This is a genomic window from Billgrantia sp. NRB1, from assembly GCF_056921725.1.
In genome coordinates this window covers 3,011,144-3,032,504 of record NZ_CM167783.1, presented here as the reverse complement: position 1 = coordinate 3,032,504, position 21,361 = coordinate 3,011,144, and the positions used below count along the sequence as shown (strand labels likewise).

Below are 21,361 nucleotides of genomic sequence, written 5' to 3'. Positions count from 1 at the left end.
TGCCATAATGGCGCCGCTTTCAGGCCGATTAGCCGACCACAAGACGGCAAGACCCGCCCGGGCTGATCGGAACCCTCACTGCAATGGCGTTACGGACGCCTGGCCCACGAGAGAGAACCGGCCGCAAGGCCCAGGAATCGACATGACCACAACCCAAGCCGCTCCTCAAGCCCACGTCAATCTCAGCAGCGCCGAGCTCATCGAGCGTGCGGTGGCGCGCGGTGAAGGCCGCCTGGCCGCCAATGGCGCCCTGGTGGTGAAGACCGGCGAGCGCACCGGGCGCTCCCCCAAGGACCGTTTCATCGTCGACGAGCCGTCCACCAGCGCCCAGATCGACTGGGGCAGCGTCAACCGCCCCTTCGATGCCGACAAGTTCGATGCCCTCTGGGGGCGCGTCGAGGAGCACCTGGGTAGCGGCGAGCATTTCGTTTCCGAGCTGCATGTGGGCAGCGACCCGGTTCACTACCTGCCGGTGCGGGTCACCACCGAGACCGCCTGGCAGAACCTCTTCGGCCGCACCATGTTCGTGCGCCCCGAGGCCTACAATGCGGCGGCCAAGGACGAGTGGACCATTCTCAACGCCGCCGGCTTCCAGTGCGATCCGGATCGCGACGGCACCAACACCGACGGCACCGTGATCATAAACTTCGCCCAGAAGAAGGTGCTGATCGCCGGGATGCGCTACGCCGGCGAGATGAAGAAGGCCATGTTCTCGGTGCAGAACTTCCTGCTGCCCGAGGCCGATGTGCTGCCCATGCACTGCTCGGCCAACGTGGGCGAGGACGGCGAGACCACGCTGTTTTTCGGTCTTTCGGGCACCGGCAAGACCACGCTCTCCGCCGACCCGGCGCGCTACCTGATCGGCGATGATGAGCACGGCTGGGGGCCGGGCACGGTGTTCAACATCGAGGGCGGCTGCTACGCCAAGTGCATCGATCTCTCCGAAAAGAACGAGCCGATCATCTGGAAGGCGATCAAGTTTGGCACCGTGCTGGAGAACGTAGTGCTCGACGACCGTCGCGAGCCCGACTACGCGGACGACAGCCTGACCCAGAACTCCCGGGCCGCCTACCCGCTGGAGCACGTCGAGAAGCGCGTAGCGGAGAATCGCGCCGGCGAGCCCAACGCCATCATCTTCCTGACCTGCGACATGAGCGGCGTGCTGCCGCCGGTGTCGGTGCTCTCCAAGGAAGCCGCCGCCTACCACTTCCTCTCCGGCTACACCGCCAAGGTGGGCTCCACCGAAATGGGCTCTTCCGCCGGCCTCGAGGCGACCTTCTCTACCTGCTTCGGCGCTCCCTTCTTCCCGCGCCCGGCCCGCGAGTATGCCGACCTGCTGATCAAGCGGGTGGCCGAGAAGGATGCCCAGGTGTATCTGGTCAACACCGGCTGGACCGGCGGCGCCTACGGCGAGGGCGGTTCGCGCTTCTCCATTCCCACCACCCGGGCGATCATCAGCGCCATTCAGACCGGCGTGCTGCGCGAGGTCGAGACCCAGAGCATCGAGGGCCTCAACCTGGCCGTGCCGGTGGCCGTGCCGGGGGTAGACTCCCGCCTGCTCGACCCCCGCGAGACCTGGGAGGACAAGGCCGCCTACGACCGTCAGCTCAAGGAGCTGGCCGCCAAGTTCGTCGAGAACTTCAAGAAGTTCGACGGCGTGAGCGACGCCATCGTCAAGGCGGGCCCCAGCCTGACCTGATCGCGCCGGGGCGAACCGCCGGCACCGGCTGGCGGTCATAACGGGGGAGGGGCCTTGGCCTCTCCCCCGTTGTCGTTGGCAGGCCGCCGGCGCACGCCGACCGCCTGGCCCCAGGAGTTCGCCGATGAAACGCCGCCATTTTCTGGGTCTCTCCGCCGCCACCGGCGCGGTGGCCCTGCTGCCGGGAGTCTCGTTCGGCTTCCCGCGGCTCGACCTATCACCGGCCCCGGGCCTCGAGCGCCTGGAGCTCAGCGCCGCCGAGTGGCGCGAGCGACTCACCCCGGAGCAGTTCGAGATTCTCCGCGAGCACGGCACCGAGCCGCCGTTTTCCAGCCCGCTCGACGACGAGTGGCGCGACGGCGAGTATCGCTGCGCCGGCTGCGACCTGCTGCTCTTTCGCAGCGACACCAAATACGACTCGGGTACCGGCTGGCCGAGCTTCTACGACCATGTCGCCGGCCATCTGCTGAGCCGTCTCGACTTCCGCATGATCTGGCCCCGCACCGAGTACCACTGCGCCCGCTGCGGCGGCCACCAGGGCCATGTGTTCAGCGACGGCCCCGAGCCCACCGGCCTGCGCTGGTGCAACAATGGCCTGGCGCTCACCTTCGTGCCGGCGTGAAGCGGCGGTGCTACCAGGATTGGGCGCCTATCGGCGCCGGTCGCGATGGAAACTAGCGCTCCTACAGCCGCAATGCTCTAATGTAGGAGCATCTTTAGATCGCGACTGGAGGCCGCAGGCCTCCCGGCGATGTTGCCCACGCTGGCCGATCAGCGCCAGCGCCAGCGCCAGCGACCTTCTCCAGGGCGCCTATCGGCGCCAGTCGCGATGGGAACCAGCGCTCCTACGGTCGCAATGCTCTAATGTAGGAGCATCTTTAGATCGCGACTGGAGGCGACAGTCTCCCGGCGATGTTGCCCACGCTGGCCGATCAGCGCCAGCGCCAGCGCCGGCGACCTCCTCCAGGGCGCCTACCGGCGCCGGTCGCGATGGGAACCAGCGCTCCAACAGTGGGCCTTGTCAATCTTGTAGAGGCGACAGCCTCCCGGCAGTAGCGTCTGCCGTCGAGGAGGCGTTTATGCTACCTTGGCGCGATCTTTCGTTGCCGCAACACCAAGGAAGTCATGGACGCCACGACCCGGATCATTTCACGCCTCGCCGAAGAGCTCGCCGTTCGTCCCCAGCAGGTGCAGGCCACGGTCGAGCTGCTCGACGGCGGCGCCACCGTGCCCTTCATCGCCCGCTACCGCAAGGAAGTCACCGGCGCGCTCGATGATAGCCAGCTGCGCCAGCTCGACGAGCGGCTGCGCTACCTGCGCGAGCTGGAGGAGCGCCGCGTCGCGGTGCTCGCCGCCATCGACGAGCAGGGCAAGCTGACCCCGGAGCTCGAGGGACAGATCCAGGCCGCCGACACCAAGCAGCGCCTGGAAGACCTCTACCTGCCCTACAAGAAGAAGCGCCGCACCAAGGCCCAGATCGCCCGTGAGGCGGGGCTCGAGCCCCTGGCCGATGCGCTGCTGGCCGATCCCACCCTGGACCCCGAGGCCGAGGCGGCCAAGTACCTCCGGCCCGCGGAAGGCGATATCCCCGCCGTGGAGGACGCCAAGGCGGCGCTGGACGGCGCGCGGCAGATCCTGATGGAACGTTTCGCCGAGGACCCCGAGCTGGTCGGGCAGCTGCGCGAGCGGCTCTGGCAGGAGGGCGAACTCAGCGCCCGGCTGATCGCCGGCAAGGAGCGCGAGGGCGCCAAGTTCTCCGACTACTTCGAGCACGACGAGCGGCTCGCCAAGGTGCCCTCGCATCGGGCGCTGGCCATGTTCCGCGGCCGCAACGAGGGCGTGTTGACGCTGGCCATCAGGCTGCCCGGCGAGGAGGAGGCGCCGATCCATCCGGCCCAGGTGGCCATCGCCCGGCACTTCGATATCCGTGACGAAGGGCGCGCCGCCGACAAATGGCTTCGCGACGTGGTGCGCTGGACCTGGCGGGTCAAGCTCTACACCCACCTGGAGACCGAGCTGATGGGGCGGCTGCGCGAGCGCGCCGAGCTCGAGGCCATCGAGGTCTTCGCCGCCAACCTCAAGGACCTGCTGCTGGCCGCCCCGGCGGGGCAGAAGGCGACGCTGGCCATCGACCCGGGCCTGCGCACCGGCTGCAAGGTGGCGGTGGTGGACGCCACCGGCCAGTTCCTCGCCCATACCACGATCTATCCCCATGCGCCCCGCAACGCCTGGGACGCCTCGCTGGCCGAGCTCGCCAAACTGGTGGAGCGCCACGATGTGGCGCTGATCGCCGTGGGCAACGGCACCGCCAGCCGCGAGACCGACAAGTTGGCCGGCGAGCTGGTCAAGCTCTTTGCCGGGAAGCGAGCGCTTGCCAAGGTGATGGTCAGCGAGGCCGGTGCCTCGGTCTACTCCGCCTCGGAGTACGCCAGCCGGGAGCTGCCGGAGCTGGACGTCACGGTGCGCGGCGCGGTCTCCATCGCCCGGCGCCTGCAGGACCCGCTGGCCGAGCTGGTCAAGATCGAGCCCAAGTCCATCGGCGTAGGGCAGTACCAGCACGACGTCTCCCAGCTGCAGCTCTCCAAGAGCCTGGAGGCGGTGATCGAGGACTGCGTCAACGCCGTGGGCGTGGACCTGAACACCGCCTCCAGTGCGCTGCTCTCGCGGGTCGCCGGGCTCAATGCGGCGCTGGCCGAGAACATCGTCGCCCGGCGCAACGCCGAGGGGCCCTTCGCCAGCCGCAAGCAGCTGCTGAAGGTGAGCCGGCTCGGGCCCAAGACCTTCGAGCAGTGCGCCGGTTTCCTGCGCATCATGAACGGCGACAACCCGCTGGACGCCAGCGCGGTGCACCCGGAGGCCTACCCGCTGGTGGAGCGCATCGCCGAGCAGAGCGGGCGGCCGCTCGCCGGCCTGATCGGCGACAGCGCCACCCTGAAGGCGCTCCGCCCGGAGGCGTTCGCCGACGAGCGCTTCGGCGTGCCCACCGTCAGCGATATCCTCACTGAGCTTGACAAGCCGGGCCGCGACCCGCGCCCCGAGTTCAAGGCCGCCGAGTTCCGCGAGGGGGTCGAGACCCTGAAGGACCTGGAGCCGGGGATGATCCTCGAGGGCAGCGTCACCAACGTCACCCACTTCGGCGCCTTCGTCGATATCGGCGTGCACCAGGACGGCCTGGTGCATATCTCGGCGCTCTCTAACACCTTCGTCGAGGACCCGCGTTCGGTGGTCAAGGCGGGCGATATCGTCAAGGTCAAGGTGATGAGCGTGGACCTGGAGCGCTCGCGCATCGGCCTCACCATGCGTCTGGACGACCAGCCCGACGACGAGGCCGGCGAGGGGGGCCGCGGCCGGTCGCGGCGCGACGGCGACGCCTCGCGTCGCGGCAGTGGCAAGCCGGCGCGTAAGCAGAGCCGGCGTGGCGCGACCAAGCAGGACGCCGGGGCAGGCGGGCAGCTGGGGGCGCTGGGCGAGGCATTGTTGAAAGCCAAGCAGAAAAAATGAGGTTCTTCGCACTTTAGCGTGAACATGTCTGGCAGGTTTTATGGTGGGAGGCCGGCTCTGCCGGCGGTTCGACGCTTCGACGAAGGCGCCGCAGGCGCCCCATGGGTAGCGCTACGCACTACTTCGCGAGCTGAAGTCGAGGCGTCGAACCGTCCCTCCCACAGGGCAAGTTCACGCCAGTCTGCGATGAACCAAAAATGAACAGGGGCGGCTGGCGATGTCGGTGGGATCGCGGCAAAACATAGCCGGCTAACCTTTGATTCGGTGCCGGCGGGCGGCATAATTCGGGCATGCCCGGTGCCGGCGCTGTCCGCCGCCATGAAGTGTGAAACGCCTGCTTGCCAGCGTCCACGACCGTTCTTCAAGACAGGGGTGACCAACTTGTCCGATTCACTCGCCTCCCTCATCAAGCGCCTCGAGGGGCCCGCCGCCGAAGGTCGCTTTGGTCGACTGCGCCGCGGCCTGGAAAAGGAAGGGCTGCGCGTCGACCCGGCGGGCCGTATCGCCGGGACGCCGCATCCGGCCGCCTTCGGCTCCAAGCTGACCCATCCGCATATCACCACCGACTATTCGGAGGCGCTGCTGGAGTACATCACCCCGGTCTACGGCCGGCCGGAGGATGCGGCGGCCTTTCTCGCCGACCTGCACCGTTACAGCTACCGCCACCTGGGCGAGGAGCTGATCTGGCCGGCCAGCATGCCGGCGCGGCTGGCCGGCAACGACAGCGTGACCATCGCCGACTATGGTAGCTCCAACGTGGGCACCATGAAGCACGTCTACCGCAAGGGGCTCGACGTGCGCTACGGGCGCATCATGCAGGCCATCGCCGGCACCCACTACAATGTCTCGCTGCCCGACGAGCTCTGGTCGCTGTTGCGCGAACTGGACGGGGCCACCGGCGAGGCGATGAGTGACTACCGCTCCGGCAGCTATTTCGGGCTGATTCGCAACTTTCGCCGCCACAGCTGGCTGCTGCTCTACCTGTTCGGCGCCTCGCCGGCGCTGGACCGCAGCTTCCTGCCGAGCGGCGAGGTGCCCGACAAGCTCCAGGCCCACGGCCGCGATACCCTGGTCTCGCCCTACGCCACCAGCCTGCGCATGTCGGACCTGGGCTACCAGAACAAGGTCCAGGCGCAGCTCAAGATCTGCTTCAACTCGCTCTCCAACTACGTGGGGACCCTGCGCCACGCCATCTCCACGCCGTGGCCGGCCTACGAGGCGCTGGGGGTGCGAGTCGACGGGGAGTGGCGCCAGCTCAACGCCAATATCCTGCAGATCGAGAACGAGTACTACAGCGATATCCGCCCCAAGCGGGTCATGCGCCACGACGAGACCCCTAGCCAGGCGCTGGAGGCGCGCGGCGTGGAGTACATCGAGGTACGCTGTCTGGACCTCGACCCCTTCCTGACCCTGGGCATCGACGCATCGCGGATGCGCTTTCTCGATACCTTCCTGATGTGGTGCCTGCTCAAGGAGAGCCCCTGGATCTCCGACGAGGAGTGCGACCGCCTCGACGACAACCGCCAGCGGGTGGTGGAGCGGGGCCGCGACCCGACCATGCGCCTGGTCCACGACGGCCAGCGCCGCTCGGTGGCCGACTGGGGCGGCGAGATCTTCGACGAGATGGCCGCAGTGGCCGGGCTGCTCGACCGTCTGGAGGAGGGCGCGCCCCACGCGGCGGCCCTGGCAGACCTGGCGCCGAGCCTCGCGGAGCCTGCCCTGACCCCCTCGGGGCGGCTGCTCGCGCGGCTCGAGGAGCGCGATGAGGAGTTCGTCGATGCCATGCTGGCGCTGGCCAGGGAGCAGGCCGAGCAGCTGCTTGGCGAGCCCATGGACCCCGCCTGCGAGGCGCTCTTCGCCGAGCTGGCCCAGACCTCCCATCAGCAGCAGCGCGACATCGAGGCGGGGGATACCCAGAGCTTCGAGGCCTTCCTTGGCGACTACTTTGACCGCGCCCGGGAGCCCCGGATCGCGCCACGGCGGCTGGGAGGCAGCGAGGCATGACGATGACGGCGAGACTGCGGCGGATGAGCGTTCGCCAGTGGAGCTTGGCCGGCCTGGCCTTCTGCGTGCTGATGATGGCCGTGGCCCTGGGTCTCGAGCATATCGCCGGGCTCGCCCCCTGCCCGCTGTGCATCTTCCAGCGCGTGGCCGTCCTCGCGGCGGCGGCGGTGTTTGGGGTCGCCGCCATCCACAATCCCGCCGGACGGCTGGGGGCGGCGGCCTACGGCGGCCTGTCGCTGGTCGCGGTGCTCGGCGGCATCGGCGTGGCCTGGCGCCACCTGTGGCTGCAGTCGCTGCCGCCGGAGCAGGTGCCCAGCTGCGGCCCCGGGCTCGACTACATGATGGAGATCCTGCCGCTGCGCCAGGTGGTGTCCATGGTGTTTTCCGGCTCCGGGGAGTGCGCCGAGATCGATTTCCTGCTGGCCGGCATCTCGCTGCCCGGCTGGACCCTGATCGGCTTCGTGGTGCTGGCCCTGGTGCCGCTGGGCCTGCTACGCCTGGCACTGAGCCCGCGGCGCCAGGACACCCAACACTCTGCCTAGCCGCTGGCAGGTCAGTGTGGGAGGCCGGCTCTGCCGGGCGAAGGTGCCGTCAGGCGCCTGGCGGTTGCCGCCTTGGCAGTGCTGCGCACTGCTTCGTCGAAGCGTCGAACCGGAGCTGAAGCTCCCTCCCACGGGGTAGCGGGTGATAACCCAGAGAAGGCCGGTTTCAGGATTGACAGCGACACCGTCCACGAGCGAGTCTGAGACTCCCCGGCGAGAGAACCCTGAGGGCTTGCCGAGGTGGGGTCAGGTCGATAGCCGCAAGGGAGGCGTACATGCTGGAAGACTGCAAGACGGCCCAGGAGCGCTGGGGAGGCGTTCACAAGCTGGTCGACCGCTGGCTCGACGAGCGTCGTGAGCTGCTGGTCAGCTTCCTGGAGCTCAAGGAGGCCTGCGATGCCGAGCTGGAGGCGGTGGGCAAGGCGCAGATCGACCGCTTCAGCGAGCTGCTGATGGACTATATCAGCGCCGGTCACTTCGAGATCTATCCCCAGCTGCGCGAGGAGGCCCGCGCCTTCGACGACGACGACGCCCTGGGCATCGCCGACAAGCTGCTCGAGCGCCTGGACATGTCCACCGAGCTGGTGCTCGCCTTCGATGCCGACTACTCCACTCCGGTGCGCTGCCAGCACTACCTGCCGCGCCTTCCGGCCTGGCTCGATCGCCTGGCCAAGGGGCTCACCGAACGCTTCGCCCTGGAGGACCAGCTGATCGCCCGGCTGCATGCCGCCCACACCCCGGGCGCCTCGTCCAGCGCCGCCCAGCCCCACGCCTGACGTCATCCCTTAGATCCCATCTCCTTCATCCAGCCCGGGCCCTCGTTCCTGGGCCCTTGCTCCTCGCCCCTCGTTCCTCGCCCCTCTAGGCACTCCCAGCACCAGCATGCAGGGGGTGAGCAGCAGGGTCAGGCCGGTGGCGAAGACCAGGCCCCCGGCGATGGCGCTGGAGAGCTGGGTCCACCACTGGGTCGAGGGCGCGCCGATGCCCAGGCTAGGGGCGAAGAGATTGACGTTGACGCCCAGCACCATCGGCATCAGTCCCAGCACCGTGGTGATGGCGGTGAGCAGCACCGGGCGCAGCCGCAGGCCGCCGGCCTCCAGCGCCGCGGCAGCGGGGGCGAGCCCCTCGCGGCGCAGCTGGTTGTAGGTGTCGATCAGCACGATATTGTTGTTCACCACGATGCCCGCCAGGGCGATGATCCCCATGCCCACCATGACGATGCCGAACGGCTGGCCGTTGATCAGCAGCCCCATCAGCACTCCCGCGGTGGAAAAGACGATGGCCGAGAGCACCAGCGCCGCCTGGTAGAGGCTGTTGAACTGGGTGACCAGGATCATCGCCATCAGCGCCACCGCCACCAGGAAGGCGGTGATCAGGAAGCGGCTGGCCTCGTCCTGCTCCTCCTGCTCGCCGGCCACGTTGACCAGCACGTCCTCGGGCGGCTCGCCGAGCGCTTCGAGCAGCGCCTGCAGCCGCTCGTCCGGGCGGTAGCCCTCGGCCACGTCGGCCTCCAGGGTGATGGCGCGCCGCCCGTCGATACGGTGCAGTGTGCCCACCCGGGGGGCCGGCTCCAGGCTGGCGAAGTGCGCGACGGGTACCTGGCCGCGGGGCGTGTTGAGGGTCAGCTGGCCGAGCTGGTCCAGCGAGCGCCAGGCCTCGGGCAGGCGCACGCGGATGTCCACCTCGTCGCGGGCCTCGGGCGGACGATAGCTGGCCACCTGCAGGCCGGTGGTGACCAGCTGCACGGCGCTGCCCACCGCGGCCACGTCGGCGCCCAGGCGGGCCGCCGCTTCGCGGTCCACGTTCAGTCGCCACTCCACCCCCGGCAGGCTGCGATTGTCCTCGATATCGCGAAAGCCGCCCAGCCGGGCCATGGCATCGCGCAGCGTTTCCACCGCCGCCGCGGCGCGCTCGGCGGTGGGCGCGCTGATCTCCAGCACGATGGGCTTGCCCGCGCCCGGTCCCATGTCCTGTTCACGAAACTCCAGGGCGATGCCCGGCAGCGCGGCGGTGCGCTCGGCCATCTCGGCCATGATGGCCCGGGCCGGGCGCCGCTGGTGCCAGTCGACCAGCTGGAACTGCACCACGCCGATCACGTCGCTGCCGAGCTGCTCGTCGGGGGTGGCGTAGGAGCGCGCGTAGAGGGCCTCGACCTCGCCCATGCCGGCCAGTCGCGCCTCCACCCGGCGTACCATGGCGTCCTTCTCCACGGCGGAGAAGTCGCCCCGGCTGCGCACCAGCACCTGGGCGCTGTCGGGATCCACCTCGGGAAAGAACTCCACCCCGTGGTGGAAGCGGCCGTAGCCGGTGTAGATCAGTGCCATCAGCAGCAGGGCGAGCAGCAGGGTATAGCCCGGCCACGCCAGCAGCCGGGCCAGCGCCGTCCGGTAGAGGCGCCCGCCGGCGCTGACCGGATTGCCGGGCTCGCCGCCCTGGTGCCGGCGGGCGCTGAACACCCCGCCCAGGGTGGGCAGGAACACCAGCGCCATGGCCAGGGACGCCAGCAGGCAGAGGATCACCGTGGCCGGCAGGTACTTCATGAACTCGCCCACCACCCCGGGCCAGAACAGCAGCGGCACGAACACCGCCAGGGTGGTCGCCGTGGAGGCGATCACCGGCCAGCTCATGCGCGCGGCGGCGTTGATCCACGCCTCGCGGGGCGGCTGGCCGTCGCGCAGGTGGCGGTCGGCCAGCTCGCTGACCACGATGGCGCCGTCCACCAGCATGCCGGCCACCAGGATCAGCGCGAACAGCACCACGATATTGAGGGTGTAGCCGATCGCCCAGATCAGCAGGATGCCGGTGAGAAAGGCGCCGGGAATGGTCAGGCCCACCATCAGGGCGCTGCGCAGCCCCATGACGGCAAGGATCACCACCAGTACCAGCACCACCGCGGTCATGACGTTGTTGAGCAGCTCGTCGAGCATGGTCTCGACCATCTCGGACTGATCCATGATGGTGGTGATGGTCAGTCCCTCGGGCAGCAGCGGTGCGGCCTCGTCGAGCACCGCGCGCACTCCCTCCACGGTGGCGATGAGGTTGGCACCGGCGCGCTTGACCACCTCCAGCACCAGGGCCGGCTCGCCGTCGATCCGCGCAAAGCCTTCGGGGTCCTTGAAGGTGGGACGAATCCAGGCCACCTCGGCGAAGGTCACCACCCGGTCGCCCTCGACCTTGACTGGCATCTGCAGGACATCGTCCAGGGCGTCGATCACCCCGGGCACCTTCACCGGCGTGCGCCCGGCGCCGGTGTCGAGGCTGCCGGCAGCCACCAGGCGGTTGTTGCGGCTGATCAGGCCGAAGAGCTCTTCGAAGTCGACCCCGTAGCCGTCGAGCACTTGGGGGTCGATGACGATCTCCAGCAGCTCCTCCCGCTCGCCGCCGAGCTCCACCTCCAGCACTTCGGCGATGCCCTCCATCTCCTCCTGCAGACGGCGGGCGACGGCCAGGCGCTGAGCCTCCTCCAGGGGGCCGGCGAGTCCCAGGGTGAGCACTGGGAAGAGGCCCACGTTGACCTCGAAGACGCGGGGTTCCTCGGCCTCGTCGGGCAGCGAGGCGCTGGCGATGTCGACCTTCTCGCGCACGTCCGCCAGCGCCTGGCGCGGGTCGAAGCCGGCGTCGAACTCCAGGGTCACGGCGGCGTGGCCTTCGCTCGCCTGGGCGGTCATCTTGCGCACGCCCTCGATGGCGCGCAGCTCCTGCTCCATGGGGCGCACCAGCAGACGCTCACCATCCTCCGGGCTCACCCCCTCCAGGGCCAGCGACACGTAGATGATGGGGATGGCGATGTCCGGGTTGGCCTCCTTGGGGACCGCCTGCCAGGCGGCCAGGCCGGCCAGCAGCAGGGAGGCCAAAAGCAGCAGGGTGGTGCGTGAACGGTCCAGCGCCGCTTCGATCAGGGTGCGCATGGTCAGGGCGAGGCGTCATCGTTGATGGCCCGGTCGGTCGGGCCGCGTTCGGTCGGGCCGCGCTCGGTCGGGCCGCGGTCGGCCGGTACCGGCGTGACCCGCTCATCGGGCTCGACGAAGCCGCCGCCCAGGGTGATCAGCCGCACCCGCTCGGGCAGGCCGGCGACGCGGGCCTGGCTGGCATCGGCCTCCACCAGGGTGACCGGGGTGGCGACGACGCGGTCCTGTTCGTCCAGGTGCTTGACCCGCAGGCGGTTGTCGGCATCGAGTTCCAGCAGGGCGGGGGAGAGGGCGTGAACCTCGCGTGGCGGCAGGGTGATCGTCAGGCTGGTGCTGGCGCCGGCCAGGCGCAGGCCCCTTGGATTGTCCAGGGTCACTTCGAGATAGAAGGTGCGGGTGGCATCGTCGGCGCGGCTGGCCACGTGGGTGAGCTCGCCCGTCAGCGTCTCGCCGTCCAAGAGGCGCACCTCGGCGGGCAGTCCCGGGGCGAGGTGTCGGGCGTCGCGCTGGGCCACCCAGGCGCTGGCGATCAGTCGGCTGTCGTCGACCAGTCGGCCGTAGGCCTCGCCGGGCTGCAGGATGTCGCCGAGCTCGGCGTCCAGGCGGTCGAGCACGCCGTCGAAGGGAGCGGCGGGGCGGGTGTCGTCCAGCGCCCGGCGCAGTTCGGCCACCTCGGCGGCGGCGCGACTGACGCCGGCTTGCAGGCCCAGCTGCTCGGTGCGGGAGATCAGTTCGCGCTGGCGCAGCTGTTCGGCGCCGGCCAGCTCCGCCCGGGCCAGGGCCAGCTCGTCCTCGGTGCGCTCGAGCTGGGCCGCCAGGGCATCCTGGGCGAGTGCCAGCAGGGTGTCGCCGGCGGCGACCCGGGTGCCGACGGCGACCGGCAGCTCGGCCACTCGGCCCTCGCGGCGGGTGCGCAGCTCGACCTCGCGGAAGGGGCGCAGCTGGCCCTGGACCTGCAGCCGGGGAAAATGCGGCGTGGCCTGGCTGTGGCGATACTCGACCCGGATGGGGGCTGGCTCGGGCGCGGGTTCATCGGCCGGGGCGCGGGTCTGGAAGCGCTGCAGGTCGCCAAGGGCCAGCCACGCCAGGAGGGCCAGAAGCACGCCGGCGGCCAGCAGGTAGGAGAGCGGAGGTCGACGTGGCATGGGGCCATCCAATGGCGAAACCGAATGGCCCCAGCATAGCGCAGCCACGGCGAGGTTTTCGACCGAACGAGCCGAGGCGCGGGGCGATCATTGTTAAGAAAAGACTTTTCGCAGACTGCCGTGAACTGGCTCGGTGGGAGGGATGGTTCGACGCCTCAACTTCAGCTCCGGTTCGACGCTTCGACGAAGTGGCGCGCAGCGGTACTCATAGGGCGCCTGCGGCGCCTTCGCCCGCTGAAGCGGCCTCCCACGGTAGGAATCACCCCTTGACGAGAGTCATTCTTGCCGTGTGATTGCCCTAGCGATACCCCTTCCCTAGTCGGAGGTCGGATTGAGTTTTGTGCACTGCAGGCATACCATCTTGGCGGTTCGAATCCCGGCCAGGGCGGGCGTACCCCGTCAGGCCCATCCTCACGGCGTCAACCCGCGCGTTGAAAACCCAAGGAGCCACGATGAAAGATCCCGTCCGTATTGCCATTACCGGTGCCGCCGGTCAGATCAGCTACTCCCTCGCTTTCCGCATCGCCTCCGGCGACATGCTCGGCAAGGACCAGCCGGTCATCCTGCAGCTGCTCGAGATCACTCCGGCAATGGAAGCCCTCAAGGGCGTGGTAATGGAACTCAACGACTGCGCCTTCCCGCTGGTGCAGGAGATCGTTGCCACCGACGACGCCAACGTCGCCTTCAAGGATGCCGACTTCGCCCTGCTGGTGGGCGCCCGCCCGCGCGGCCCGGGCATGGAGCGTAAGGACCTGCTGGAAGCCAACGCGGCGATCTTCTCCGTCCAGGGCAAGGCGCTCAACGACAACGCCAGCCGCGACGTCAAGGTGCTGGTGGTGGGCAACCCGGCCAACACCAACGCCCTGATCGCCTCCTGCAACGCGCCGGACCTGGATCCGGGTCAGTTCACCGCCATGACCCGCCTGGACCACAACCGCGCCCTGACCCAGCTGGCCCAGAAGACCGGCCAGCACGTCACCGACGTCGAGGGCATGATCATCTGGGGCAACCACAGCGCCACCCAGTACCCCGACATCGCCCACTGCAAGGTGGCCGGTACCCCCGCCGCCGAGCTGGTCGAGCGCGACTGGTACGAGAACACCTTCATTCCCGACGTGCAGCAGCGCGGCGCGGCCATCATCAAGGCCCGCGGTGCCTCTTCCGCCGCCTCCGCCGCCTCTTCCGCCATCGACCATATGCGCGACTGGGCGCTGGGCAGCGACGGCATCGTCAGCATGGCGATCCCGTCCGACGGCAGCTACGGCGTCGAGCCGGGCATCATCTACTCCTACCCGGTCAAGTGCCAGGGCGGCAAGTACGAGATCGTCCAGGGCCTCGAGCTGGATGGCTTCAGCAAGCAGAAGATGAAGGCCACCGAAGACGAGCTGCGTGAAGAGCGCGCCGCCGTCGAGCACCTGCTGGGCTGACCCTCGACCCCAGCCGTAAGCCGTAAGCCGTAAGCCGTAAGAAAAGGTTCATCGCAGACTGGTGTGAACGGCTTTGTGGGAGGGAGCTTCAGCTCGCGAAGTAGCGCGCAGCGCTACACAAGGGGCGCCTGCGGCGCCTTCGCCCGGCAGAGCCGGCCTCCCACCTTGAAGCTTGTCAAACATGTTCACGCTAAAATGCGAAGAATCTAAGAAAAACCCCGCCAAGGCACGCCTGGCGGGGTTTTTCGACTGTAGGAGCGCCAGCGTTGGCACTAACCGCCGGCGCCTCCGTCACTCCCGCAGGCTGATGATCCGCCAGCCGCGCTGCTTGGCCACTTCGCGCAGGGTGTCGTCCGGGTCCACCGCTACCGGGTGGTCCACCTGCTCCAGCAGCGCCAGGTCGTTGTGGGAGTCGCTGTAGAACCAGGCGTCGTCCAGGGTCAGCTCCTTGTCGGCAAGCCACGCTTCCAGACGCTCGACCTTGCCCTCCCGATAGCTCGGCGTGCCGCTGACCCGTCCGGTGTAGCGGCCGTCGACGACTTCGGGCTCCACGGCGATCAGATGATCCACGCCCAACCGCTCGGCGATGGGGCCGGTGATGAAGCGGTTGGTGGCGGTGATGATCAGCAGGGTATCGCCCCGGGTGCGGTGGCGGGCCAGCAGCTCCTCGCCCTTGGCGAGGATGCTGGGCTCGACCTTGCTGGCCATGAACTGCTGATGCCAGGCGGCCAGCTGCTCCGGCGAGTTGTCCGCCAGCGGCTTGAGCGCCACCTCCAGAAAGGCGTGGATATCCAGCGTGCCGGCGTCGTAGTCGGCCATGAAGCGGTCGTTGGCTTCCCGGTAGGCGACCGGGTCCACGGCGCCCTGTTCCAGCAGGAACTCGCCCCAGGCATGGTCGCTGTCGATGGACAGCAGGGTGTTGTCCAGGTCGAAGATGGCCAGACTCACGGCTTACCCCTTGCGGTTGTTGAATGGCGGCGCAATGCGCGAAAGCCCGCGATTATGGCAGACATCCGCCGTCGGTGCTAAGCGACACGCCCCGGCCGGATGGCGACGCCCAGGACAGACTGCCACTTTGTTGTATTGATGCGCTTTGTGCCCTTGTGGAAGAATGGCTCCAATGACGATTTTATAAGGTGACGTCCGTGATCGACGCTGACGGCTTTCGCCCCAACGTTGGCATCATCATCGCCAACGCCCAGGGGCAGCTGCTATGGGCGCGTCGGGTAGGACAGAATGCGTGGCAGTTTCCCCAGGGAGGCATCAAGGCATCCGAGACACCGCAACAGGCCCTCTATCGCGAGCTGGAAGAGGAAATCGGCCTGACTGCCGATGACGTCGAAGTGCTTGCCTGTACCCGGGGATGGCTGCGCTATCGCCTGCCGCGACGCATGGTTCGCATCAACTCCCGGCCGGTGTGCATCGGCCAGAAACAGAAGTGGTTCCTGCTGCGGATTCACTGTCAGGAAAGCCGCATTTGCATGGATGGCTCGCCCAAACCGGAATTCGATGGCTGGCGCTGGGTGAGCTACTGGTATCCTCTGGGGCAGGTGGTGCCGTTCAAGCGCGAGGTCTACCGCCGCGCCCTGAGGGAGCTGTCTCCCCGCGCACAGCGGCTGGCCCTGGAAGGCCGCTGATCCCTTTGCCGCCCGGCGGGCGGCGCAAGCCCGGAACCCCCACGGCGGCGTGATCGTCATCAAGTCCTCAGCAGGCGGGAGACAACAACCATGGAACGCAAGACGCCGATGCTAGAGGTGCTGCGACGGATCATTCAGGAGGTCAACTCGGCCCGCAGCCTGGACGCCGCCCTGGCCACCATGGTGCGCCGCATCCGCAAGGCGATGCGCACCGATGTCTGCTCCTTCTATCTCTATGACGCCGAGCTCGAGGAGCTGGTGCTGATGGAGACCATCGGCCTGCACACTCAGGCGGTGGGGCGGGTGACGCTGCGCGTGGGAGAGGGCCTGGTGGGGCTGGTGGCCGAGCGCGAGGAGCCGCTGAACCTCGAGGACGCGCCGGCACATCCGCGCTTTCGTTATTTCGAGGCCACCGGCGAGGAGCGCTACTCGAGCTTTCTCGGCGTGCCCATCATCCATCAGCGCCGCATGCTCGGGGTGCTGGTGGTGCAGCAGGGCGCCAAGCGCCGCTATGACGAAGAGGACGAAGCCTTCCTGGTCACCATGGGGGCCCAGCTGGCCGGCGTGCTGGCCCATGCCCTGGTGACCGGAAGCCTCAGTCGCCCCAGCCTGGAGGGTGGCCAGGCGATGTTCACCGGGGTTGCCGCCTCGCCCGGTATGGCCATCGGCGAGGCTGTGGTGATCGCCCCGCCGGCCGACCTGGACAGCGTGCCCGATCTCATTCCCACCGATGTCGACCACGAGATCGAGCGGCTCCGGGTGGCCATCGAGCGCGTCCGCGAGGAGATCCGGGCCGCCGGCGAGCGGCTGGCCAACCGGATCTCCGCCCAGGAACTGGCGCTGTTCGAGGTCTATCAGCAGATGCTGGGCGAGGCCGCGCTCTCCCAGGAGATCAAGAAGCGTATCCGCGAAGGGCAGTGGGCGCCGGGGGCCCTGGCCGATGTGGTGCGCCGTCACGTCCAGTATCTGGAGCGGGTCGACGACGACTACCTTCGCGAGCGGGCCGCCGACGTTCGCGACCTGGGCCGACGGGTGCTGGCCCATCTTCAGGAGGAGTGCGCGAGTACGCCGAATCGCTACCCCGAGAACAGCATTCTGGTGGGCGACGAGATCAGCGTGGCGACGCTAGGGGAAATCCCCCGCGAGCGGCTGGCCGGGCTGGTGTCGGTGCGCGGCTCCAGCACCTCCCACGTGGCGATCATCGCCCGTGCCATGGGCATCCCCACGGTGCTGGGCATGGTCGACCTGCCGCTGCCACGCCTCTCTGGGGCGCCGGTGATCCTCGACGGCCACCGCGGACGCCTCTTCGTGCGCCCCTCCTCGGAGCTGGAGAGTCACTACCAGGGGCTGATCACTGAGGAAGAGGCCTTGAGCGAGCTGCTGGAGCACGAGCAGGACCTGCCCAGCGAGACCCCCGATGGCCACGTCATGCCGCTGATGGTCAACACCGGGTTGGCCATCGATACGGTGGGTCCGCTCAAGAAGCGCATCGGCGGGGTGGGGCTCTACCGCACTGAAGTGCCCTTTATGATTACCGAGCGCTTCCCCGGCGAGCAGGAGCAGACGCGGCTCTACCGCGACCAGTTGGAGAGCTTTGCTCCGCTGCCGGTGGTGATGCGCACCCTGGATATCGGCGGCGACAAGGACCTGCCCTATTTTCCCATCGAGGAGGCCAATCCGTTTCTCGGCTGGCGCGGCATTCGTGTCACCCTGGACCATCCCGAGGTGCTGATGGTGCAGCTGCGCGCCATGCTGCGCGCCTCCCAGGGGCTCGACAACCTGCAGATCCTGCTGCCCATGGTCACCAACGTCGATGAGGTCGACGACGCCCTGCGCCTGCTGGACCGCGCCGTGCTTGAGCTGGGCGAGGAGGGGGTCGTGGTGGAACGGCCCAAGGTGGGCGTCATGTTGGAGGTCCCGGCGACCCTCTACCAGCTCGATGCCCTGGCCGAGCGCACCGACTTCTTCTCGGTGGGCAGTAACGACCTGACCCAGTACCTGCTGGCGGTGGACCGCAACAACCCGCGGGTCGCCGACCTCTACGACGCCTGCCACCCGGCGGTGCTCTCGGCCCTGTCGCGGCTCTCCGAGGATGCCCACAAGCTTAAGATGCCGCTGTCACTGTGCGGCGAGCTGGCCGGTGACCCGGCCGGGGCGCTGCTGCTGATGGGCATGGGGTTCGATTCGCTCTCCATGAATGCGCCCAGTCTGCCGCGGGTGCGGGCGGCGATCCGCCGCGTGCCCCTGGATGCGGCCCAGGCCCTGGTGCAGGAGACCCTGGCCCTGAACACCCCTCGAGCGGTGCGCGACCACCTGATCCGCCGCATGACCGAGTGGCAGCTGTCGCATCTGCTGCCGCCCCGGGACTGAATGCCATGTGCCTGATCGCTTTCGATTTTCGGCCTGATAGTGCGATTCCGCTGCGGCTGGTGGCCAATCGGGACGAATTTCACCAGCGCCCCGCCGCTCCCCTGGGAGTCTGGCAGGATGCGCCGGCGATCGTCGGTGGTCGCGACCTGGAGGCCGGCGGCACCTGGCTGGCCGTGCACCGCCGCGGCCGCGTCGCCGCAGTGACCAATGTCCGCGACCCCGAGCTCAAGGTGTCGGCGAGCGCCCCGAGCCGCGGTCAGCTGGTGCGGGAGGCGTTGGAGTGCGCCGATCTGCCCGCCTGGCTGGAGGAGCTGGCCGGTGGAGAAGGGTGGCGCTTTGCCGGCTTCAACCTGCTGGCCGGCGACGGCCACCGGCTCTGGCATTTGCACCGGGGGCGCGACCTGCTGCGTCTGACGGCGGTCAGCCCCGGCGTCCACGGGCTCTCCAATGCCAGCCTGGATACCCCCTGGCCGAAGCTGATCAGCGTGCGCCAGGGGCTGCTGGAGGCGCTGCGTCGCGGGCGCTGGCCGGACGAGGCGCTGGCCGCGCTGGGCGATACCCAGCCCGCCGATGACGCCCATCTGCCGGAGACCGGCGTCGGGCTGGAGCTCGAGCGGCGGCTGTCCTCTCCTTTCATTCTCGGCGAGCAGTACGGCACCCGCGCCATGACCTGGCTCGAGTGGCAGGCCCAGGCCGGCTGCATTCGCCTCGGCGAGCGCCGCTTCGGCCCCGGCGGCCGACCGCTCGGGGAACACCAGGAGCGCATCTTGCTGGACGCTGCCCCCGCTGAGGGCACTCGCGTCGCTCGGGGCTGACTTTGCCGGTATGCCTGTCGTAACCGCCAAGGCGTTGAACCCCGCCGCGCTGCCATGACAGCGGCGGCCCGGCCACGTACACTCGGTCCATCGTTGCATTGCCACAGGGATGAGCATGCCCGCTGCACCTTGCAAGGACCGCTTCTGGTCGCGACTTGTCTGGCCACTGCTATGGCCCTTTCTGCTGGCCCAGCTGGTACTGGTGCTGCTGTGTCTGGCGGTGGGGCTGTTTCTGTGGCTGGGTACCCCTGAGCCGACCTCCTGGGCTGAGGCCGGCTGGCTGCTGCTGATGCTGCTGGTCGGCACCACCCTGACCACGGCGGCCTTCCTGCTGCAGCTACGCCATCGCCTGAGCGACTTTCAAGCCGGCGTCGACGACGGCCTGGCGCGGGTCGAACGACGCCTGGGGGGCCTGGCGGATAGCCTGCCGGAGTGGCTGCCTCCGCCGGAGACACCGTCATCGGGGGAGCCGCCTGCCGCAGACGATCGACTGGCCGAACGGCTCGGTCGGCTCGACCAGGCGCTCGGCCAGCTGCAGGCACGCTGGCAGCAGTCGCCGGACCTGACGGGGCTGCTGGTGGCGGCCTCCCGCCCGGCGCTGCTGCTGTTCGAGCAGCGTGTCGTGGCGGCCAATCTGGCCATGGAGCAGCTGCTGGGGCAAAGCGCCGCGGCGCTGCGCGGCCAGAGCGCCGCAACGCGGCTGCGCGGCAGTCACGGTGAGGGCGGCGAGCCGGCCACCATGCAGGTGCGCGACGCCGAGGGCCGCTGGCGCCGGCTGGCGGTGGAGCGCCTCGAGACCCAGGGCTATGAGCTGCTGCTTTTCGACGAGCCCCAGGGGGGGCTGCCACAGCTGGGTGGCCTGCTCGCAGCCCGTGAGCGGGCCCGGGAGGATTCGCGGCTCAAGTCGCGCTACCTGGGACTGCTGCAGCGCGAGCTTGCGCCGCTGCTGGGCGATCTGGCCGCCGAGCTGGAGCGCGCTGGGGGAGGCGTCGAGGCCCGGCGTCTCGCCGAGCTGCGCGAGCGCATGGCCGACGTGACCCTGCTGCTCAACAGCCTGGCCGACGACCGCGACGGCCTGGCGGAAGCCGATGCGCCTTCGCTGCCCGACCGGGGACCGAGCCTGCGGGTGCTGGTGGTCGACGATGGGCCCGTCAATCGCATGCTGGCAAGCCAGGTGCTGGAAGGGCAGGGCGTGACGGTGGATAGCGTGGCCGGTGGCCAGGAGGCGCTGGAGAGCCGCCGCCGTCACGCCTACGATCTGGTCTTCATGGATATCTTCATGCCCGATATCGATGGCGTGGAGACTGCGCGGCGCTGGCGGGAGGCGGAAGCCGACGACCCCGGCCGCGCCCGCAGCGTGCTGGTGGCTCTGACCGCCAATGCCACCGAGAGTGACCGCCGGCGCTTCCAGGAGGCCGGCATGGACGACTATCTGGCCAAGCCGTACCGGCCCCGGGCGCTGATCGACATGCTTCGCCACTGGCGGCCGGATGCCTTCGAGGAAACCGCATCGACATGACCCTGTTCATTACCCTTCTCGGCTACCTGGCCCTGGGCGCCGCCGCCGGCACCATGGCGGGCCTGTTCGGCGTGGGCGGCGGGCTGATCATCGTGCCGGCCCTGGTCTTCGCCTTCGGCCTGCAGGGCGTCGATCCCGCGATCGCCATGCACCTGGCGGTGGGCACCTCGCTGGCTACCATCGTGATCACCGGGGCGTCGTCGGCCTGGGCCCACCATCAGCGCGGCAGCATCCAGCGCCGCTGGTTCGTGGCGCTGTTGCCGGGCCTGGTGCTGGGCGCCATCGCCGGGGTCTTCGTGGCCGGGGCCCTCTCCGGCGGGCTGCTGGGAAGCCTCTTCGGTGTCTTCGTGCTCCTGGTGGCGGGCAAGATGGCGCTGGGGCTTGGCCCCAAGCCCGGCACGGTGGCGCCGGGGCGGCTGGGCATGGGCCTCGCCGGTGGCACGATCGGCGGCGTCTCGGCGCTGTTCGGCATCGGTGGCGGCACCCTCTGCGTGCCCTGGCTCTCGCGCTGCGGGGCGACCATGACCCAGGCGGTGGGGACCTCCGCCGCCTGTGGCCTGCCCATCGCGCTGTTCGGCGCGGCCACCTTCATCGTGGTCGGCTGGGGGCACCCGCTGCTGCCCGCCGGTGCCACCGGCTTCGTCATGTGGCCCGCCTTCCTCGGCATCGTGATCGCCAGCGTGCCCTTCGCCCGGGTTGGTGCCCGCCTGGCTCACGTGTTGCCGGCCCACGTTCTGCGCCTCGCCTTCGCCGCCCTGCTGGCGGTGGTGGGGCTGCGCTTTCTGCTCTGAGAG

General features: G+C 69.0%; 15 protein-coding genes. 12 read left to right on the top strand and 3 right to left on the bottom strand.

All coding sequences use genetic code 11. The annotated features are described in order from the left end of the window. Positions 1-142 precede the first annotated feature (142 nt). The 6 genes from ACZIYR_RS13760 (at position 143) to rsd (ending at position 8,522) form a co-directional block, all read left to right on the top strand. Positions 143-1,699, top strand: a complete 1,557-nt coding sequence (locus tag ACZIYR_RS13760) for a phosphoenolpyruvate carboxykinase (protein ID WP_483527069.1) — start codon at positions 143-145, stop codon at positions 1,697-1,699. 124 nt (positions 1,700-1,823) lie between these two features. Further along, positions 1,824-2,321 carry a peptide-methionine (R)-S-oxide reductase MsrB gene (gene msrB, locus ACZIYR_RS13755; protein ID WP_473034282.1) on the top strand — a complete coding sequence of 166 codons (498 nt, stop codon included), beginning with the start codon at positions 1,824-1,826 and terminating at the stop codon, positions 2,319-2,321. A gap of 503 nt (positions 2,322-2,824) precedes the next feature. Further along, entirely contained in the window at positions 2,825-5,200 is a 2,376-nt protein-coding gene (locus ACZIYR_RS13750) for a Tex family protein (protein WP_483527068.1), read from the top strand. Positions 5,201-5,581: 381 nt separating this feature from the next. Continuing rightward, positions 5,582-7,204: a glutamate--cysteine ligase gene (gene gshA / locus ACZIYR_RS13745; protein ID WP_483527067.1), complete on the top strand. Its 1,623-nt coding sequence runs from the start codon at positions 5,582-5,584 to the stop codon at positions 7,202-7,204. 2 nt (positions 7,205-7,206) lie between these two features. Further along, positions 7,207-7,746, top strand: coding sequence for a disulfide bond formation protein B (locus ACZIYR_RS13740; RefSeq protein ID WP_483527066.1), 540 nt, complete (start codon positions 7,207-7,209; stop codon positions 7,744-7,746). Positions 7,747-8,021: 275 nt separating this feature from the next. Further along, positions 8,022-8,522, top strand: coding sequence for a sigma D regulator (gene rsd, locus ACZIYR_RS13735; RefSeq protein WP_473034279.1), 501 nt, complete (start codon positions 8,022-8,024; stop codon positions 8,520-8,522). Positions 8,523-8,531: 9 nt separating this feature from the next. On the opposite strand, the gene ACZIYR_RS13730 is transcribed toward rsd, so the two are convergent. Together ACZIYR_RS13730 and ACZIYR_RS13725 are read right to left on the bottom strand one after the other, a co-directional pair. Then, a complete protein-coding gene (locus ACZIYR_RS13730) occupies positions 8,532-11,654 on the bottom strand; it encodes an efflux RND transporter permease subunit (RefSeq protein ID WP_483527065.1) in 3,123 nt (1,040 codons plus the stop codon). 2 nt (positions 11,655-11,656) lie between these two features. Next, entirely contained in the window at positions 11,657-12,799 is a 1,143-nt protein-coding gene (locus ACZIYR_RS13725) for an efflux RND transporter periplasmic adaptor subunit (RefSeq protein WP_483527064.1), read from the bottom strand. A gap of 452 nt (positions 12,800-13,251) precedes the next feature. Between ACZIYR_RS13725 and ACZIYR_RS13720 the strand changes: the two genes are divergently transcribed. Continuing rightward, positions 13,252-14,226: a malate dehydrogenase gene (locus tag ACZIYR_RS13720; RefSeq protein ID WP_483527063.1), complete on the top strand. Its 975-nt coding sequence runs from the start codon at positions 13,252-13,254 to the stop codon at positions 14,224-14,226. 291 nt (positions 14,227-14,517) lie between these two features. Here the strand turns inward: ACZIYR_RS13720 and ACZIYR_RS13715 are convergent, their stop codons facing one another. Then, positions 14,518-15,174 carry a histidinol-phosphatase gene (locus ACZIYR_RS13715; protein WP_473034274.1) on the bottom strand — a complete coding sequence of 219 codons (657 nt, stop codon included), beginning with the start codon at positions 15,172-15,174 and terminating at the stop codon, positions 14,518-14,520. Between the two features lie 197 nt (positions 15,175-15,371). Here ACZIYR_RS13715 and ACZIYR_RS13710 point away from each other — a divergent pair, with 197 nt between their 5' ends. From ACZIYR_RS13710 to ACZIYR_RS13690, 5 genes are all read left to right on the top strand, one after another. Continuing rightward, positions 15,372-15,863, top strand: a complete 492-nt coding sequence (locus ACZIYR_RS13710; protein WP_473034273.1) for an RNA pyrophosphohydrolase — start codon at positions 15,372-15,374, stop codon at positions 15,861-15,863. Between the two features lie 108 nt (positions 15,864-15,971). After that, positions 15,972-18,233 (top strand): phosphoenolpyruvate--protein phosphotransferase, encoded by a 2,262-nt coding sequence (ptsP, locus tag ACZIYR_RS13705; protein WP_483529087.1) that lies wholly within the window; start codon positions 15,972-15,974, stop codon positions 18,231-18,233. Between the two features lie 5 nt (positions 18,234-18,238). Continuing rightward, on the top strand, positions 18,239-19,048 hold the full coding sequence (locus ACZIYR_RS13700; RefSeq protein WP_483527062.1) for an NRDE family protein: 810 nt from the start codon (positions 18,239-18,241) through the stop codon (positions 19,046-19,048). A 115-nt stretch (positions 19,049-19,163) separates the two neighbouring features. Continuing rightward, positions 19,164-20,567: a response regulator gene (locus ACZIYR_RS13695; protein WP_483527061.1), complete on the top strand. Its 1,404-nt coding sequence runs from the start codon at positions 19,164-19,166 to the stop codon at positions 20,565-20,567. Next, entirely contained in the window at positions 20,564-21,358 is a 795-nt protein-coding gene (locus tag ACZIYR_RS13690; protein ID WP_483527060.1) for a sulfite exporter TauE/SafE family protein, read from the top strand. The genes ACZIYR_RS13695 and ACZIYR_RS13690 overlap by 4 nt, the downstream gene beginning before the upstream one ends. Positions 21,359-21,361 lie beyond the last annotated feature (3 nt).